Origin of the sequence: Halorhabdus sp. CUG00001, from assembly GCF_009797925.1 — an archaeon.
In the GTDB taxonomy this organism is placed as follows: Archaea; Halobacteriota; Halobacteria; order Halobacteriales; family Haloarculaceae; genus Halorhabdus.
The window spans coordinates 177,850-195,118 of the sequence record NZ_VOLB01000001.1 but is presented as its reverse complement, the minus strand read 5'-3'; the positions used below and the strand labels follow the sequence as shown (position 1 = coordinate 195,118).

Annotated in this window: 21 protein-coding genes; 7 read left to right on the top strand and 14 right to left on the bottom strand. The window is 61.2% G+C overall.

What is annotated here, in order from left to right; genetic code table 11:
• Positions 1-2: 2 nt before the first annotated feature.
• The 6 genes from FR699_RS01025 to FR699_RS01000 form a co-directional block, all read right to left on the bottom strand.
• A complete protein-coding gene (locus FR699_RS01025) occupies positions 3-656 on the bottom strand; it encodes a hypothetical protein (RefSeq protein ID WP_158853462.1) in 654 nt (217 codons plus the stop codon).
• Positions 657-744: 88 nt separating this feature from the next.
• Complete coding sequence (locus tag FR699_RS01020) at positions 745-1,350, bottom strand: archaellin/type IV pilin N-terminal domain-containing protein (RefSeq protein WP_158853460.1); 606 nt, start codon at positions 1,348-1,350, stop codon at positions 745-747.
• Positions 1,351-1,540: 190 nt separating this feature from the next.
• Positions 1,541-1,819 (bottom strand): hypothetical protein, encoded by a 279-nt coding sequence (locus tag FR699_RS01015; RefSeq protein WP_154553218.1) that lies wholly within the window; start codon positions 1,817-1,819, stop codon positions 1,541-1,543.
• Positions 1,820-1,990: 171 nt separating this feature from the next.
• Positions 1,991-2,326, bottom strand: coding sequence for a helix-turn-helix domain-containing protein (locus FR699_RS01010; RefSeq protein ID WP_154552208.1), 336 nt, complete (start codon positions 2,324-2,326; stop codon positions 1,991-1,993).
• A gap of 163 nt (positions 2,327-2,489) precedes the next feature.
• Entirely contained in the window at positions 2,490-3,215 is a 726-nt protein-coding gene (locus FR699_RS01005; protein WP_154552209.1) for an ATPase domain-containing protein, read from the bottom strand.
• Between the two features lie 95 nt (positions 3,216-3,310).
• On the bottom strand, positions 3,311-3,736 hold the full coding sequence (locus FR699_RS01000; RefSeq protein ID WP_158853458.1) for a chemotaxis protein CheW: 426 nt from the start codon (positions 3,734-3,736) through the stop codon (positions 3,311-3,313).
• Between the two features lie 245 nt (positions 3,737-3,981).
• Between FR699_RS01000 and FR699_RS00995 the strand changes: the two genes are divergently transcribed.
• Genes FR699_RS00995 through FR699_RS00980 form a run of 4 tightly spaced genes read left to right on the top strand, consistent with a single transcriptional unit; the run spans position 3,982 to position 9,145 of the window.
• Entirely contained in the window at positions 3,982-5,055 is a 1,074-nt protein-coding gene (locus FR699_RS00995) for a chemotaxis response regulator protein-glutamate methylesterase (RefSeq protein WP_158853456.1), read from the top strand.
• Positions 5,056-5,060: 5 nt separating this feature from the next.
• Positions 5,061-7,046 (top strand): chemotaxis protein CheA, encoded by a 1,986-nt coding sequence (gene cheA / locus FR699_RS00990; RefSeq protein WP_158853454.1) that lies wholly within the window; start codon positions 5,061-5,063, stop codon positions 7,044-7,046.
• A gap of 52 nt (positions 7,047-7,098) precedes the next feature.
• Positions 7,099-7,914, top strand: coding sequence for a protein-glutamate O-methyltransferase CheR (locus FR699_RS00985; protein ID WP_158853452.1), 816 nt, complete (start codon positions 7,099-7,101; stop codon positions 7,912-7,914).
• 1 nt (position 7,915) lies between these two features.
• A complete protein-coding gene (locus FR699_RS00980) occupies positions 7,916-9,145 on the top strand; it encodes a HEAT repeat domain-containing protein (protein WP_158853450.1) in 1,230 nt (409 codons plus the stop codon).
• Positions 9,146-9,178: 33 nt separating this feature from the next.
• Here FR699_RS00980 and FR699_RS00975 read toward each other — a convergent pair whose 3' ends face one another.
• The gene (locus FR699_RS00975) at positions 9,179-9,874 is read right to left on the bottom strand and encodes a bifunctional UDP-sugar hydrolase/5'-nucleotidase (protein WP_158853447.1); all 696 of its coding nucleotides are present in this window, start codon (positions 9,872-9,874) and stop codon (positions 9,179-9,181) included.
• 60 nt (positions 9,875-9,934) lie between these two features.
• On the opposite strand from FR699_RS00975, the gene FR699_RS00970 reads away from it, so the two are divergent.
• Positions 9,935-10,210, top strand: a complete 276-nt coding sequence (locus tag FR699_RS00970) for a hypothetical protein (RefSeq protein WP_158853445.1) — start codon at positions 9,935-9,937, stop codon at positions 10,208-10,210.
• Positions 10,207-11,070, top strand: coding sequence for a CheF family chemotaxis protein (locus FR699_RS00965; RefSeq protein ID WP_158853443.1), 864 nt, complete (start codon positions 10,207-10,209; stop codon positions 11,068-11,070). Before FR699_RS00970 ends, FR699_RS00965 begins: the two co-directional genes overlap by 4 nt.
• 19 nt (positions 11,071-11,089) lie before the next feature.
• Here the strand turns inward: FR699_RS00965 and FR699_RS00960 are convergent, their stop codons facing one another.
• Positions 11,090-11,965 (bottom strand): CheF family chemotaxis protein, encoded by an 876-nt coding sequence (locus tag FR699_RS00960; RefSeq protein ID WP_154552217.1) that lies wholly within the window; start codon positions 11,963-11,965, stop codon positions 11,090-11,092.
• 106 nt (positions 11,966-12,071) lie between these two features.
• Positions 12,072-12,458, bottom strand: a complete 387-nt coding sequence (locus FR699_RS00955; protein ID WP_154552218.1) for a 30S ribosomal protein S6e — start codon at positions 12,456-12,458, stop codon at positions 12,072-12,074.
• Positions 12,459-12,633: 175 nt separating this feature from the next.
• Between FR699_RS00955 and FR699_RS00950 the strand changes: the two genes are divergently transcribed.
• The gene (locus FR699_RS00950; protein WP_154552219.1) at positions 12,634-12,921 is read left to right on the top strand and encodes a transcriptional regulator; all 288 of its coding nucleotides are present in this window, start codon (positions 12,634-12,636) and stop codon (positions 12,919-12,921) included.
• On the opposite strand, the gene FR699_RS00945 is transcribed toward FR699_RS00950, so the two are convergent.
• The 5 genes from FR699_RS00945 to FR699_RS00925 form a co-directional block, all read right to left on the bottom strand.
• Positions 12,915-13,775: an aminotransferase class IV gene (locus FR699_RS00945; RefSeq protein ID WP_158853441.1), complete on the bottom strand. Its 861-nt coding sequence runs from the start codon at positions 13,773-13,775 to the stop codon at positions 12,915-12,917. The genes FR699_RS00950 and FR699_RS00945 overlap by 7 nt on opposite strands.
• A gap of 58 nt (positions 13,776-13,833) precedes the next feature.
• Positions 13,834-14,412 (bottom strand): hypothetical protein, encoded by a 579-nt coding sequence (locus FR699_RS00940; RefSeq protein ID WP_158853439.1) that lies wholly within the window; start codon positions 14,410-14,412, stop codon positions 13,834-13,836.
• Positions 14,413-14,583: 171 nt separating this feature from the next.
• Complete coding sequence (locus FR699_RS00935; RefSeq protein WP_158853437.1) at positions 14,584-15,189, bottom strand: aminodeoxychorismate/anthranilate synthase component II; 606 nt, start codon at positions 15,187-15,189, stop codon at positions 14,584-14,586.
• Positions 15,186-16,673 carry an aminodeoxychorismate synthase, component I gene (pabB, locus tag FR699_RS00930; protein ID WP_158853434.1) on the bottom strand — a complete coding sequence of 496 codons (1,488 nt, stop codon included), beginning with the start codon at positions 16,671-16,673 and terminating at the stop codon, positions 15,186-15,188. Before pabB ends, FR699_RS00935 begins: the two co-directional genes overlap by 4 nt.
• A gap of 47 nt (positions 16,674-16,720) precedes the next feature.
• Positions 16,721-17,218 (bottom strand): helix-hairpin-helix domain-containing protein, encoded by a 498-nt coding sequence (locus FR699_RS00925; RefSeq protein ID WP_158853432.1) that lies wholly within the window; start codon positions 17,216-17,218, stop codon positions 16,721-16,723.
• Positions 17,219-17,269: the final 51 nt, after the last annotated feature.

Here is a 17,269-nt window from a genome sequence, read left to right as displayed (position 1 = left end):
GATCAGAGTTCGAACCCACGGTCGTCTACACGCTCTAACAACTCGCCGATCGAATCATCCGGACCAAGGTCGTTAGCCTTGACCAGCGCCAAGAGGCGTTCAGTCGGATAGCTGATCGGAACGTTCGACTCCGTGAGCAAAATCCCCAAAATCTCCTCGACGGGCGTCTCACTGTCAATATGCTGAGCATACCAGAGGATCAAGCTCTCGAAGATCGTCACCACGTCATTAGACATCATCCGTCGCTGACTGACGCGACCGTCAAAAGTCGCCGTCACATGAAAGCCATACCGAGAGTTAGCCGTCTCAAAGGAATTTCGAAGCCACGCTTCGACGTTCGCTTCAGTCAGTTCATCCGTGTTATTGTCGGTCTCCTCCCAAGGCTCGTCGGTCGACGACGAAGGGTCAGTAGCTTCGGGCGACGAAGATGACGACTGCTGTTCGGGTTCTACATCAGCATCACTCACGGACTGCTCACTCAGTGAAGGGCCAGAAGTTTCGCTCGTCTCGATCCCGTCAACGGTGCCGATCGGATCGTTGGGGGAGACAACATATCGACCATCTTCGATCTCAGCGACGTGCTCGTCGTCGGAGATATCTAGCTCCTCAGGGGCGAGTACGCGCCCATCGTCTTCGTCGTCGTCCCCGTCGACCATGTGTGGTATGTCGTCGCTAATTGATTTAATTCCGTCGGTGGCGCCATCGTGTAATCAAAGTAGAAATGATGAGAAAGACGACAGTCCCTTACAGCGACACCGAAGACTTCCCTGACAACGAATCCGGCACGACTAGCGTCACGGACGTCTGACCACCGGAGCGGGTGTCAATCTGGACCTCCACGCTGCCGCCAGCATCTAACTCGCCGGGCTGATTACCGTTGCCAAGACTAATATCTAGGATGGCCCGGTCAACAGGGTCGTTGAGCGTATCATCTGACTGGATAGAGTTGGCATCGTCCCGTAGCGTTGACCAGTTGAACGTGGCGTACTGAGTATTATCTAGACGATCAGACACGAATTGGCTACTCTCACTCGTGGTAACCCACTGGATCGTCGTATCGTTGAGATTTACGTCGTTCGACCCTGGGGCGAGTCGAACGGTCATATTGACTTCGTTGATCGTTCCTGCGTCACTCACGTTCCCGACTGTATTCACTTCGACCAGCCGATTCGTAACTTGCTCAGCTGCTTGTTCACCACTCTCTTCGGCACTACTCTGCAAGAACCCAGCCGTGTTGATCAACACGCCCGCCGCGATCGCCGCGACCAGCACCATCGCGATGAACACGATCAGTGTGCCGATCCCGACCTGGGCTCGTTCGTTCCGATTGTTGTCGTTGCGTTCGAACATTGTATGTCCGCCTGGGCTCTAGTTCCCAGACTCTATCCGAACGGTTCTCACGCATTCACTTAAGAATAGCCCCTCGATTATCGCACATGAAAACAGCAATTACGGACAGAAATGGGTGGTAGTAGAATCGAAAACAGCAGAGAAACCGTCCAATAGAGGCGACAGGCCGAATATCGTCAAGCCGATTCGATCACGCCTCGTACGTGACGAGACTGTACATCACGAACAAGTAGCCGAACGTGGTCAGTCCACTATTGACGAGCAACAGCCCCCGCGTTCCGCTGAATCCAGTCAGGAACGCACTGATCATCGTCGACGCGGCGCCCGCGACTGCCAGGGCAAACCCCAACGACAGGTGAAGCATAGCACGACGCGACGTCTGAACGTACGCCCGCATTGCCATCCCGACCATCGTCAGGCCTGCGACGACGAAGACGAGCGTCAACACCGCATAGAGGAGTTCTATCACTGGCACCGACTGATGATTACCGAGGTCACCTATTAAATCATTCCTCGAAAATATCTGCTTTGATAATCGGCCGGTCCCGGCCAGAGTAGGCACGTATGCAGTAACAAATGACGACAATATGGCGGTAGGGGCGACGACGAATAGAAGAGGGGCGACACACGCGCAGGCGCGCTAGGACTCGGATAACGTACGCCAGGCTTCGTCGAGTTTGTTCGTGACTTCCGATCGTTCTTCGACGTCGATCAGCATCGATTCCTCGAAGGAGACCTCGATTGCGTCGACGTTCCGCCGGTACACCTTGATGCGTCGACGGTCGTCCGAGAGAACGTTGTCGTGGAGCTCGAGCAGATTGTGGTCGGTGAGTTCGTCGATCCGCCGATAGCACGTCGCGATCGGGATATCCAGCTGATCGCTCAACTCTTGGGCAGATTTCGGTTCCTCGGTCGCGTCCAGAATCTCGGCGCTGTACTTGTTTCCGAGGGTCCGGAGCAAATCGACCGATACCATTGTTATCAGATAATGAAGCACAGTAAAGTAAAGGTATCGACCATGAAAGCGCGGTAAAATCGATATCCCGAGACGGAAGCGAGAAATGACGTTTGACGGCGATTGCGGTGGTGAAACGGTCGTTTTCACAAATGAGAAGAGATTCTCACTACGGGAGAGCGGCTCAGAGCGGCGACTCGGAGTCGTTCATCATCGAGAACGCACTGGCGTTGTCGTGGACCGCAATGCCACCCTGGGTTATTTCCATGGGATAGATATCTGTCTCGATATCTTGTTTGCGCATCTTCGCGACCCAGACGTAGCGGTTGACGCCAGATTCTGTCGGCGTCTGGATGAGGTAGATATTGCCGTCGGTGAGGAAGTTCTCCAGTCCGATATCAGTATCCGGGAATACCGTCGACTGCTCGTTCGTCAACAGGCTCGTCAACCCGTTTTGTTTGAGGATGTCGGTGAACTTCAGGAGATACGTCCGGTGTTCGCTCTCGTCGTCGAAAAAGAGCTCGAACATCGCAAGTGAGTCTAACACGAGCCGATCGTACTCGTCTTGCTCGATGTCGTCGAGGAGGACTTCGAGTGTGTCCGAGAAATCGTTCTCCCGCAGGAGACGACGCTTATCGTAGACCTTGATATCGCCTGCCTCGACGTGTTCGGCCCACCGATCGAAGCCGATCGACTCGGCCGCAGCGGCCAAGTCCTCACGATTTTCCTCGAAGGACAAGAAGATCCCACGCTCGTCGAACTGCTCGACACCGTTGTAGATGAACTGCAAGCCCAGGATACTCTTGCCAGCGCCGGGCGTCCCGATAACGAGCGTCGTCGAGTTGGTGACGATCCCGCCGTTGAGGATCGAGTCGAGCCCGTCGATACCGGTTGTGGTGAGTTCAACCATCGTAGATAGTCCCAGGTTGGGTCATAGTGGATTGGTAGGCGAACAGTCAAAAAGGCTTCTGCATCGTGCGGGGACTGACCGTACGGCGACAGGCGTTACGCCGAGTGTACCGCGACTGGATCGACCCAGATCACGAATCCGTCGTCGCGTTTGACGACGCCCTTGATCGAGGCCGCGCCAGCGCCGGCGGGCGAGGGGTCGACGTTCTCCTCGTCGACCGCCCGGACCTGATAGACTTCGTCGACGAGCCACCCGGCAGCTTCCTGATCGGCCGTGATTTCCGGATCGAACACGATGATCCGGCGCTGCTCTCCGGACTCTTCGATGTCGAAGACGACCTTCGGATCGACGATCGAAGTCGTGCGACCCCGGAGATCCATGACACCCTCGACGTGGCGCGGCGAATTCGGGACGGCCGTGAGTTCGCCGACGTCGACGATCTCGGTCACGTAGTCGATACTGACACAATACCGCTCCTCGCCGAGCTTGAACTCTAGGACTTGGCCGGTCGAATTTGACATCTGTGATAGCCTCCCAGTGGCGACCGATCCGCGGTGGGGGACGCCGCTGAATCGTTTCTGACCATTAGTTCCGCGAAAATCACCTTAAGTGTGTTCATCAGGTTATCAGCGATGATTCCGACGGCGGAGTCTTTATTTGCTGCGTTGGGCAAGACTGTCCAAGGAGTGACCCGCCAATGACCGGACGAGATCGAGCCGCGGTGATCACCTTTAACCGAACTGCCCCATAGGGTATCATACTGAACATGTCAGCACGGTCATCGCCTCGCGCCGTCGTCGCGGATGACAGCCATTTCATGCGGAGTGTCATCTCGGATATCCTCGAGGAGGGCGGAGTCGAGGTCATCGCGACTGCGAAGAACGGTCGCGAGGCAACCGAAATCGTGTGCGAGCAGGAACCGGACGTCGTGACGATGGACGTCGAGATGCCGGAGATGAACGGCATCGAAGCAGTCGAGCAGATCATGGCCGAGTGTCCGACGCCGGTCCTGATGCTCAGCGCCCATACCGACGAGAACGCCAGCGTGACCTTCGAAGCCCTCGAAAAAGGGGCCGTGGACTTCTTCACGAAACCCGGCGGCGAGGTGTCCATGGAGATGTCCCGCCTGAAAGACCAGCTCGTCGATATGGTGCGGACGGTCGCGGACGTCGACCCAGTTGCGAGGGCCGCTCGGAACAGTCAAGGAGCCACGACGGAATCGGCGACGCCGGCGGCTGGTGCCGAGCAGTACGTCGACAATCCGACGCTGGTGATCGGTTCCTCGACGGGAGGGCCGACCGTCGTCGAACGGGTCCTCTCGGAGTTGCCCGTCGCGGCCAACTTACGGATCCTCGTCGTCCAACACATGCCCGACGAGTTTACCAGCCGATTCGCCAACCGACTCGATGGCCGCAGCGAGTACACGGTCCGTGAGGCCAGCGACGGCGATCGGATCGGTGGCGGTGATGCCCTCGTCGCAGCGGGCGGCTATCACATGGAGGTCTCGAACTACACGCATGGACGACTCCGCGTCGCGTTGACCGAAGACGCGCCGGTCAACAGTGTCCGGCCGTCGGTCGACGTGACAATGGAGAGTGCGGCAGCCGCGATTGACGATCCGCTCGTCGGCGTCATCCTCACTGGGATGGGCGAAGACGGTGCCAACGGCATTCGTGCGATCAAAGATGCCGGTGGCACGACGCTCGCACAGAACGAGGCGTCTTCGGCGGTCTATGGCATGCCAAAGCGAGCCGTCGAAACCGGAAAGATAGACGACGTCTGTTCGCTCGACTCGATCTCGACCCGGATCATCGAGGCAGTCAAACCGGAGGTGCACTAATCACAATGGACGATCAATACCTCGACGCCTTCATCCGCGAGAGCGAGGAGGCGATCACGCAGTTGAACAACTCGTTGCTCGAACTCGAATCGGACCCCGAAAACCAGGAGGCGATGGAATCGATCTTCCGGACGGCCCACACGCTGAAGGGTAACTTCGGCGCGATGGGCTTTGACGACGCCAGCGACCTGGCCCACGCGGTCGAAGACTTACTCGACCAGATGCGCCAGGGCGAGATGGAGGTCACCCCCGAAGTAATGGACCTCGTGTTCGCCGGTGTCGACCAGATCGAGGCCATCGTCAACGAAATCGAGCAAAGCGGTGAGCCGACAGCCGACACGACCGCCATCGTCGATGACATCCGGACCGTCATCGAGGAAGGAGCCCAAGCAGCTGGATCCAGCGGCGACGAAAACAGCCAGGAGTCTGCTACCGAGGACACGGCAGACGACGACACCGACTCTACGGACAGCGACGTGACGGCAATTCTCGACCGGACCGACGTCCCAGAACCAGACGAGGGCGAGGTCTATCACATCGACGTCGACGTCGGTGACGGGAACATGCAGGGTGTCGACGCCATGTTGGCCGTCGAATCACTGGCCGAGTCGCTTGACCTGCTGGCGACCGATCCCGATCGAGATGACGTCGAGAACGGGGACTTCGAGGATCGATTCTCGGTGTTCGCCGCTGCTGGGGACGAAACAACCGTCCGAGCCGCAATCGACGAGGCAGGTTCGATCGAGCGGGCGACGGTCGACGACGTCACAGCGGCGGTCGCCGCCGCCGACACTGGGTCCGAAGACGACGATGCTGGGGCAGCCGCCTCCGCCAGCAACGGGGACTCGTCTGTCGACGAGATCAAATCCGTCCGGGTCGACGTCGGTCAACTCGATGATTTGCACGGCCAGGTCGAGCAGCTGGTGACCAGCCGGATCAAGCTCCGGCGGGCGACCGAACAGGAGAACGTGGATTCGGCGACCGAGACACTCAACGAACTCGATAAGATCACTGCCAACCTCCAGAACACGGTCATGGACATGCGGTTGATCCCGTTGCGAAAGGTCGTCGGGAAGTTCCCGCGGCTGGTCCGTGACCTCTCACGGGATCTGGGCAAGGAAGTCGAGTTCACCATCGAGGGCGAAGACATCGAACTCGACCGGACGATCCTGACCGAGATCTCCGATCCGCTGATGCACATCCTTCGGAACGCGGTCGATCACGGGATCGAGTCGCCCGACGAGCGCGAACGCGCGGGCAAGCCTCGCGAAGGGCACATCGAACTGCGCGCTCGCCGTGAGCGCGACCACGTCGTCATCACCGTCGAGGACGACGGGGCCGGGCTGGACGTCGAGGAGATCCGCGAGAAAGCCCTCGAAAAGGGGGTTCGATCCGCCGAAGAGATCGAACGGATGGACGATTCAGCGATCTACGATCTGGTCTTTCACCCCGGGTTCTCGACGGCTGAGGAGGTCACCGACACGTCGGGCCGCGGGGTCGGTATGGACGTCGTCCACGAGACAGTAACGCAACTCGATGGGTCGGTCAACGTCGAATCGACACCCGGAGACGGAACGTCCGTCTCGCTACGCCTGCCGGTGACGATGGCCATCGTGAAGGTACTGTTCGTCCAAGTCGGTGACGAGCAGTACGGCATCCCGATCAAGAACGTCGACGAGATCACCGCCGCCACGGAAGCCCGGACGATCAACGGCAGCGAGGTCATCAAACACAACGACGAGATCTACCCGATCATCCATCTCGAAGATGCCTTCGATGTCCCCGGGGAGACGAAAAACGGCGACGGCATGCTGGTTCGCGTCCGGGAATCGGAACGCAAAGTGGCCTTACGCTGTGACGAGGTCAACAGCCAGGAAGAAGTCGTCGTCAAGCCCCTCGAGGGAATCCTCTCGGGGACGCCCGGACTTTCGGGCACGGCGGTCCTGGGCGACGGGAACATCGTCCACATCCTCGACGTCGTGACGCTGTAGACCGGTGACCTCATTACCAACGAGCCATGAGAAAACATAACGTGATGCATCGATGAGTCGCCGGTCGGGATCACAGCGGGGATTCGAATCGCTGCTCGCCTACATCGGGTCGGAACTGGCCTTCGAGTCGGACTTTTACAACGACTCCTACCTGGATCGCCGGATCACTGCTCGCATCCGGCGGACCGGGAGTGACGACTACCAGGCCTACGAACGACTCCTCCAGCGCGATTCGGACGAGCAAGCAGCACTGTTAGACTCACTATCGATCAATGTCACCGGCTTCTTCCGGAACCCGGACGCCTGGGAGGGGGTGCGGTCGGTTCTCCGGACACTGACGGCTGAAAACCGCCAAGTGCAAGCCTGGAGTGCGCCCTGTGCGGACGGTCGCGAGCCCTACTCCCTGGCGATGCTCGCTCTCGACGATCCGGAAATCGACGCCCGTCGGCTGGATATTCTGGCGACAGACATCAACCCGGACATCCTCGAAGTAGCTCGGGAGGGGGTTTATGAGGCCTCACAGACGTCGGATATCGCCGAGGAATTAGCGCCGCTGACGAACAACCAGCAATACGTCGATCGTGATGCAGACACCTTCTCGGTGACCGACCGTGTGAAGAACATGGTCTCCTTCGAGCAACACGACCTCATCAGAGGTGACCCGAAACAGGACCTCGACCTCCTGTTGTGTCGGAATTTCCTCATCTACATCGACGGCTCCTACAAGGACCCGATCTTCGAGACGATCCGCGGGTCACTCCGGGGCGGTGGCTACCTGATGATCGGCATGACGGAGACGATCCCGGCCGGGGCGCGCTCGGATTTCGACGCGGTCGACAAACAACACCGGATCTACGAACGCCGCTGACATGTCTCTGTTCGATCTACACCGGGAAGGCAACGTTCAGGAACTCATCAGACTGCTCCGTGAGAGTGACACCGAGGAAGTCCGCCAACGAGCCGCCGAAATGCTGGGTGAATTCGGCGAGCACGAAGATCGGCGAGACATCATCAGTGCGCTGGTCAGAGCCGCCAAAGAAGACGACGCAGACGCGGTGACCGCGGCGGCCGTCGACTCACTCGAAGAACTCGGCCAGGGAGCCATCGAACAACTGATCGAGACGATGGCTAACGTCGATTTCGAGGGCGAGGAAGCAGAGTGGGTGCGTGCGAAGGCATTCGTCCAAGCACTGGATGCCGGCATTCCGGAGTTGCGGATGGCCGCGGCAAACGGACTCGGGCAGTTCGGGGAGAGTGACGCGGTCGAACCGCTAGTCGGGTGCTTCGAGGACGACGACCCACGCGTTCGGGCACGCGCAGCCCGGGCCTGCGGGTCGATCGGTGATCCACGAGCCTGTAGTCCGCTCGAAACACTACTCGACGACAGGGTCGCAAGCGTTCGTCGCGAGGCAGCCGATGCCCTGGGACGGATCGGTAATCGCCAGGCGTTGCAGGCGTTGCTCGAGATGTACGACGACCCGTCCGATCAGGTCCGCCGGGTGGCCGTCAGCTCGTTTGGCAACTTCGACAACGCTGCCCCAGTCGACCCGCTGGTCACGGCGCTGAGCGACGAATCGGCGATCGTCCGCCGAACGGCAGTCTACGCGCTCATCCAATTGCTGGCGAACGTCCCGACACAGAAGAGTCACCAGATCCGCGAGGAGATCGTCGACAAGTTGAGCGAGACCGACGACGAGAGCGTCGTCGTGCCTTTGGTCGAAATCATCGAAGAAGGAACCCAGGCGGCCCAGCGACGCAACACCGCGTGGTTACTCGGGCGTGTCGTGACGGACCCGGACGAGCGGGCAGTCGGCGCACTGATCACCGCACTCGAAGACGACGATCAGATGACCGCCCAATTCGCCGCGACCAGTCTGGCCGAGCTAGATGCAGACGAACGCGTGGCCGATCGGCTGCTCGACGTCGTAACCGACACGGACCGTCCGACCGACGCTCGCGCACAAGCGATTTTCACGCTCGGGAAAGTCGGCGGTGAGGAAGCCAGACAAACACTCGATACGTTGCTCGACGAGACCGACACCGAAGAGATCCGAAAGCGAGCGTTCTCTGCGATATCGAAGCTCGGCGGTCGGTCGTGAATCGTCGCGAGTGACCGACTACACCGAGGGCGATCAGGCGAAGAGTGGGATCTTCTCGGCAGCGACAGTCTCCCAGTTCGCGTTCTTGACCGTGATACGGCCGTCACGCTCGGGTGCGATCGGGGTTTCGGCTTCGATACGGCGGATGAGCAGACTGGAAAGCAACGGGCCGTTGACCGGCTTGAGGGTCTGTGGAGCGTCGGCTAGCATCTCGTAGCCGTCGCCACCACCAGAGATGAAGTTGTTCGTGGCCAGAGCATAGGTCGTGTCGGGATCGAGTGGGTCCCCATCGACAGTCACCTCAGTGATACGCTCGCCGACCTCGTTGCTCATGTCCCAGGTGTACTCCATGCCGGCGACCTGTGGGAACCGGCCGGAGAGACGCTCGACCTCGCTGACTCCGTTCTCGAGGGCCGAGCGGAGCGTTTCGCCAGTGACTTCCAAGACAGTCAGGCGGTTGCCAAACGGGAAGATGTTGATGATGTCACGCTGGGTGAGCGTTCCGGGTCCGTACTGTTCGCTCGTTCGGATTCCGCCGCCGTTCATGAGCGCGACGTCGACATCTGCATCGAGGTGGTTGCGCATCTTCTCGGCGACGTAGTTCCCGAGGTTTGACTCCTCACGGCGAACGACTTTTTCACGCGCGTCGAGGGTCGTCTCGGTACGGCCGATTTCCTCTCCGACTTCTTCCTCGAGTTGGTCCTGATAGGACCGCACGAGGTCTGCCACTTCTGTGTTTGGTTCGAGGCCGCGATCGACCGCTTCGGCCAGCGAGTGACGGGTGAACTCGTGGGAGACGACCTCGCCGTCCTCGACATCGAGGTGAAGTTCGGCGAGATATTTGAACTCGTCTCCGATGATCGAGACGAGACTGCCGTTGACGACCTTCGGCGTCTCGTCCCGATATTCGGCTACTTTATAAGTATCTGCGTATATAAATCCCGAGGAGTATTCAGTGTCACATCGTGGCGTCGTGGATCATTCAATCTAGAAGAAAGCAGCGGGAGCCGAGATGTTATTACGGTGGCTGACCAACCGTCGTGGGACGACAGTCGAAACAAATGAGCGAAGGCGAACACACGCTCGCCGATGCCAAGGGCAGGTTCGTCCAGGTGGTCAAGGACGGCCGGAAGCTCAACGATGTCGAGTGGATTCCCGGGCGATTGGTCCTCTCGAACAAACGACTCGTGCTGGCGAGCAACGAAGGCAAGCGGACCATAAGCGTCGCAGACATTCGGAGCATCCGGACTCGCCAGAACGTCAACGAGGCGATCGCACAGGTGTCGGGCTACATTTCGATCCAACACGGCCGAGACGTATTGTTGCTCTCACCGGCCGACGAGGATCAATTCGCGACGGAACTCTTTCGCGCTCGGCTCGACCAGCAGGTTGTCCTGGCGAAGCATCCGGCCGTCAAAGGCGGCGTCGTCCAGGATACTGATTGGGAGAAAGCACGTGTCAAAGTCGGCGAAGACGCCGTCGAATTGGCGATCTCGAGTGGGCAGTTCGTCGAGATTGCACTCGACGACGTCGGGACGGTCGCCGAAACCGAACGGACCGTCATGGGCGACGAACGGACCGTCCTGGAAGCCGAGCACGCGATCGACGGCACGAGTATCAAGACGTACCTGTCTGGATCGTCCGGTGACAGTGCGGTCCTGGCATCGCTGTTACGGTCGGGAGACCAACACGTCGAATCCGATATCGATCTCAGTGACGACGAGCGTGAGGTCCTGATGGCGCTATATTCGGGCGTTTCACCGTTCGAAATCCCCGATTTCGTCGGAATGGACGTCGATGAAGTTGAGGCCATCTTCGACGGCCTCGCCGAGCGCGATGTCGTCGAAAGGGTACGGACCCGCCGTGAGGTCGGCCTCAAACCACGAGGGCGGTCGATCGCCGGCGACGTGATCGGCGATCGCTAGCTCCCCGTCGGCCGGCCCCTCAATCGTTGACGTCGTCTAAGTGCTTGTTGACGATAACCCGACCTTTAGACGTAAGCGTCGGACCGGCGTCCGTCGAAGCGAGGAGGTCCTTGCTCTGTAGGTCGTTGAGGAGCATCGTCACTTGGCTTGCCTCCCGGTCGAGAACGTTCGCCAGCGGGACGTTTTCGATATCGCCGGCGGAGTAAACCGCAACCAGTAGTTCGATCTCCGCGTCCGAGAGCTCGATGTCCTTGAGATCTGCCATGAGATCGCTGTACTCCAGCCGGATGTAGCGGCCCAAGAGTGAGAGCTTTCGAGCGGAGGGAAGAGCAGCGATCGTGGTCACAGCTTGCCCATTTGGATTGTGCTTGACAGTCAGCGTCGCTCGCTGGGCGCCGGCGACGTCGCGTGTTTCACGCGTAAACTCCGTCACCTGAGACAGTGACACGGTGATCGCGTCGTCTGCGCGATTGAACGTCACTGCTTTGGGCCGTAACGCGAGTTTCGCAGGCGCATACGTCTGGTCGGTGACCCGGCCGCCGATCTCGGCGGGGTGTTTGACTGTCGCCTCAGTCCCGTTCAGCAACGCCTTGTACAGGACTGTCGAGAATTTATCGATCTTTTCGTCGTCAGTTTCGATGACGGCGACGAGGCGGCGATCGTCCTTCTTGAAGGCGACCGTCACTGTCGAGTCGAAAAAATCACCCAGATCGGGGGGAACGTGACCGACCGCAACATCGATGACGTCGCCCAGCGGAATCGTCGTCTTCGTCTCGTCGGCCGCGAGAACGAGTCGCTTCTGACTCAACAGCACCCGTCCAGTCGTCGGTTCGGACCGGGCGGTATGCTCCGAGTTGAACTTGCCGACGAAATCCGCGATGACTGATTCCGACATGTGTATCCGCGAGTATGTACCGGTATACGAAGGGCCAAGTATTGAGGGTTTCGTGTGAATATCAATCGAAAAAACGGCACGAGAAGATACTCGTGGACGGGTGCCGTTACTCGTCGTCGCTCAGCAGCTCGGCGACGTCGCCCTCACCGTGCTCGACGATCCGCACGTTGAGTTGGCGGACCGCGTCGCTGACTTCTCGGCCACGAACAGTCACGCGCTTGCGCTCGCCCTCCCGATCGGGGTTGAAGCCAGTTCCGCCCTCGAGAAGCACCGATTTGAGGTCGGGACCACGGACATCTTCCCGAAGCGGGCGGCCCGCATCGTCCGAGCCACCGGTCAACGAGAGCGTGAAGCCGTCGAGACCGACGGCGCTGCCTGCCACGTCGTCGCCGATTTCGCGGCCCATGAATCGATTTGCGTTCTGTCCGTCTACGTCGACCTGGTAGGTGTCGCCGGTGTCCGGGTCGGCCACCGCGACGGTGAAGTCGGCCATACCCGATCCAAGCCGGGCACGCTAAAAAAGCCCGTCGGAATGTCGCGCCGGACGATTCCGGACGCACGTCGCCGACATACCAGCGCAGTCGGTCGAAAAGAGAGGAGACAGGACAGATCTGAAAGCCCACCCCTAGATCCAAACGGCTTTGCCCGCACGTGACTGTCAGGACAGCATGGAACAGACAACCCGCGAGCGGATCGCCGACCGACTCCGCGAGAAAGCCCTCTCGGCGACAGCGATCGCCGCGGCGTTCGACCTCTCGACGGCGACCGCGATCGAGCACGTCGAACACGTCGCAGCGTCGCTGTCCGGCAGCGACGAACAGCTACTGGTCGCTCCACCCGAATGTTCCGACTGCGGGTTCACGAACTTCGACGACCGCGTGAACGTCCCGAGTCGCTGCCCGGATTGCCACAGCGAGAGCATCGACCCCCCGGTCTTCCGGATCGAAGATCAGTAACAGCTGCGTTCGACCCGACGGTCGTAGAGGCGAGCCAGCAACTGGGTGACGGGGCCGCCGCCGATCGACTGGCCATCGACACGATCGACCGGCCGGATCTCCCAGGTCGTGTTCGTCAGGAAGGCCTCCTCGGCGGCACGCAACCGTGCTGGCTCGTACCGCCCTTCCTCGACCGGTAATCCTTCCGCACGGGCGAGATCGAGGACGGTCGAGCGGGTCACACCGGGCAGGATCGATTGCTCGCTCGTCGGGGTGTGGAGCACGCCGTCAGCGACGAAACAGAGGTTGCTCGTCGCGCCCTCCGCGAGATATCCCTGGGTGTCGAGCATGAGTGCCTCCTCGCAGTCGGCGGCGAGGTCCAGACGCGCGAGAATGCCGTTGAGATAGTTATGCGTCTTGGCGCCGGCGGGGATCGCTGCCGACGGGACGCGCTCGGTATCGACGGTTGCGACGGTGGCCGGACCGTCCCAGACGGGTTGCCCGTCGACGCCGCCCCGCGGCAGCGAGTCGACGAGCACCACGATCGTCGGGTCGACGGCTGGATCGGGCGTCAGTTTGCCGGGCTGGCTGCCACGCGTGATCGAGAGCTTCACGTAGGCATCGTCGAGATCGTTGGCGGATACCGTCTCGTCGATTCGCGCACGGAGGTCGTCCCGGGACGGGATCGCCTCGGCAAATCCGAGCGTCTGGGCAGTCGCTTCGAGGCGGTCGGCGTGAGCGTCCCAGGCGAAGATCTCGCCGCCGTAGGCCCGGAGTGTCTCGAAAGCCCCATCGCCGTACTGAAAGCCGCGATCCCGGACGGAGACAGTTGCTTCCTCGGCAGGGACGATCTCGCCGTCGACGTGATACTGCATCACGCCGTCGTTGGGGCGGTCGGGGCTTGTGTGTTGGCGTTCGAGCAGGGGGCTCCCGCTACTGGCCCAAGGCCGGATATTCGAGGCGCAACTCGCCGTCGAGGGTGTACTCGGTGCTGAGGATGCCGCCGGCAGAAAGGCCCATCGTGACGTCGAAGACGACGGTCGTGGCCGACGCCGAGCGCGGCCGCACGAGCAGTTCGAGTGTGCTGATCGTCTCGTCGGCCAGGTCATCCAGATCCGTCACCTCGATCGCCGTGCCGCTCGCGCGGTCGGGCGTATACAGCCGGATCTCGGGTGGGGGCGAACTGTCGCCCTCGACCGGGGAGACGACAGCGACCTGTGGAGGCGTTTCTGCCTCGGGCAGCCACACCCGAAGTTCGACCGACTCGACGGTCGTCCCCTCGCGGTGCCAGATCTCGGTCCGGAGCGGGATCACACCGTCCGCAACCGCGCCGTCGACGCCGAAATGGCCGATCTCGGATCCCTCGTCACTGAAGTGAATGCTAGCTCGACCCTGGCCATCCGAGTGACGGGTCGGATTCGAGAGCGTTTGCTCGGTACCCAATGCGCCACAACCCGCAGTCGCCGTGACACCGGCGACACCCGCAGTCGTGAGGAAACGACGCCTACGCATACCGGTCCCCCGGTCGCGACCCACGGAGAGGTGAGATTGGCTGAGACAAATCCCCAAGCGGTGATTCAATCAGCGCTACCTTCGTCATGTGTGGCGGTCAAACGGATCGGTCAAAAACCTGGTTCACGATCAAACGTCGATTTGAGCGACCGACGCCGATCCAGCGTCCCGTCAGTGGACGTATCGCTTCAGGAACGCGGCGATCATCGCTTTGCCGTGGTCGGTCAAGATACTCTCCGGATGGAACTGGACACCGACATGTGGCTTCGATCGATGCCGGACACCCATGACAACTGATCGTTCGTCGTCGGTGTGGGCGGTCTCGACGAGACAGCCTGGCAAGTCATCGTGGTCGACCGCAAGCGAGTGATACCGCCCCACGTCGAAACCCTGGGGCAAGTCAGTGAAGACGCCCTCGCCATCGTGAGAGACGGTCGAGGACTTGCCGTGGACGACTGACGGCGCGTGGCCAACCGGGGCACCGTGGACAGCACACAGCGCCTGGTGGCCCAGACACACCCCCAGCGTCGGCCTCGCCAGCGACTCGAAGATCGGCATCGAGACGCCCGCCGCCTGGGGCGTGCCTGGGCCGGGCGAAACGACGATCGCGTCGGGGTCGATCTCGCGGATGTCCGCGAGGTCAACGGCGTCGTTGCGCCTGACGAGAACCTCGCCATCGACGTCTGGCAGCCACGCGTCGGTCGTCACCACCTCGCCGACGTACTGGACGAGGTTGTACGCGAACGAATCGTAGTTGTCGACGACGAGGACCGTCACGTGTCGGCCCCCCGTCCTGTGGTCGTCTCCCTGTCGCCAGTGACGCCGACCTCGCGGTCCAGGGCGTCTCCGACTGCCTTGACCAGCCCGCGGGCCTTATCGAGCGTCTCGTCGTACTCCCGATCGGGGACGGAGTCGGCGACGATACCGGCCCCGACGCGCAAGTGATACTCCCCCTGGTGTCGGACCAGCGTTCGGATGATGATGTTCAGCGTCGCTCGGTCGTCGAACCCGAAGATCCCCATACTGCCTGTGTATGGACCGCGCCACGTCGCCTCAACCTCGTCGATGATCGCCATCGTCCGGGGTTTGGGTGCGCCGGTGATCGTCCCGCCAGGGAAGACGGCCCGGATCGCGTCGGCCAGATCCCGACCGGCCCGGAGGCGTCCCTCGACCAGCGAGACGAGATGCATGACTTCCGAGTACCGGTCGATGCGACGATACTCCGTGACGTCGACGCTTCCGAACTCGCTGACTTTGCCCAGGTCGTTGCGTTCGAGATCGACCAGCATCGCGTGCTCGGCACGTTCTTTCTCGTCTGTACGCAGGTCGGTTTCCAGGTCCTGGTCGCGGTCCGGCGTCTCGCCGCGGGGCCGGGTACCGGCGATCGGTTCAGTTACCAACCGGTCACCGTCCCGATCCAAGAGGAGTTCCGGACTCGCGCTGACGAGATCCGCGTCCGGGAACTCGAGCAGCCCCGAGTAAGGTGCTGGATTGACCGCTCGGAGCGCCGCAAACGTCGTCACCGGGTGGACCGCGGCGGGTGCCCGGAGTCGATGGGAGACGTTCGCCTGGAAGGTATCACCGTCACGGACGTACTGTTTGACGCGATCGACGCGATCGCTAAACGCCTCGCGACCGCAGTCACTCTCGAAGTGGACCGGACCCTCGACGGCCGGTTGCTCGACCGTCGGATCGCCGTCGTGTGCGCGTCGGGCCAACGTGAGTGCCGTCTCTCGGCCGCCCTCGAAGGCAGCGTCTGGATCGTCACCGACGCGTGGACAGACCGTCACGTGGAGAGTCACCGGCGAGTCGGCCGGTTCGCGCCAGGCGACCAGCGCGTCGTAGATGCCGACCTGCACACGCGGCAGGTTGCGGTCGCGTTCGGCGTCCGTGGGAAGGTCCTCGATTTCACGGGCGAGATCGTAGGAGAGCCACCCGATTGCCCCGCAGGGATACGGGACGTCACAATCTCCCCGGACGAGGGACTCGTCGGCCAGTCGCTCGACCAGTGTCTCGATCGCCTGGCCGTCCGGCCCGACAGTCAGCCACTCGACGGGATCGACGCCGAAGTAACTCCAGCCCTCGGCGCCGCCGCTGGTTTCGAGAACGCAGCCGCCCGGCCCGTCACGGGCCCGACGGTAGGCTGTAAACGGGTCATCGACCGTCGTCCGCACCTCGATCGGGACGCGTGCCGTTGGGGCAGCATCGGACGCGAGGTCTCGGAACGTCGCCCGGTCAGTTACCAGCCGCGGCTCGGTCATCACGAAGAGTCAAGGAGGGCAACGACTACCGTGTTGCGGTCGATGTACTATTGGCCGGCCCGGTCGATCCACGTTGTGACGCGTGATTGAGCGATGCCTGTCTGCTCTGAAAGGGTGCCGGCGTCTGCCGCGGCCAGGTCGCCGACCGTCTCGACGTCTGCATCGGCCAGTCGTTCGGCGTAGGCCGGGCCGATACCCTTGATCGACTGGACGTCTTCGGTCGCGGTTCCATCGGGTTCAGGCGCCGTCTGGCTGGCTTCGGCGGCCGAATCGGGCTCGTCTGCGGTCGATTCTGATTCCGCAGCCGATGTTGTAGTCAGTTCGTCGTCGGCTGCCGTCGCTGTCTCCTCACTGGCGTCGGATGTCGTCTCGTCGGCCTCGTTGTCGGTCCCTTTCACCGCGTCCTCGGTCGTCGTGTCCGGTTGACGTTCGACCGTGACGCCGACGTCCTGTGCCGTCGATTCGTCACTCGAAGTCGACCGACCACCCTGACGCCGAGAGGTGTCCAATCCCAGGGCAGCCTTGATCCGTTCGATGAGTCCCATGTACGGTGATACGACCGCCACGACTTAAAGCCGTCCACGTTGACCGTCCGG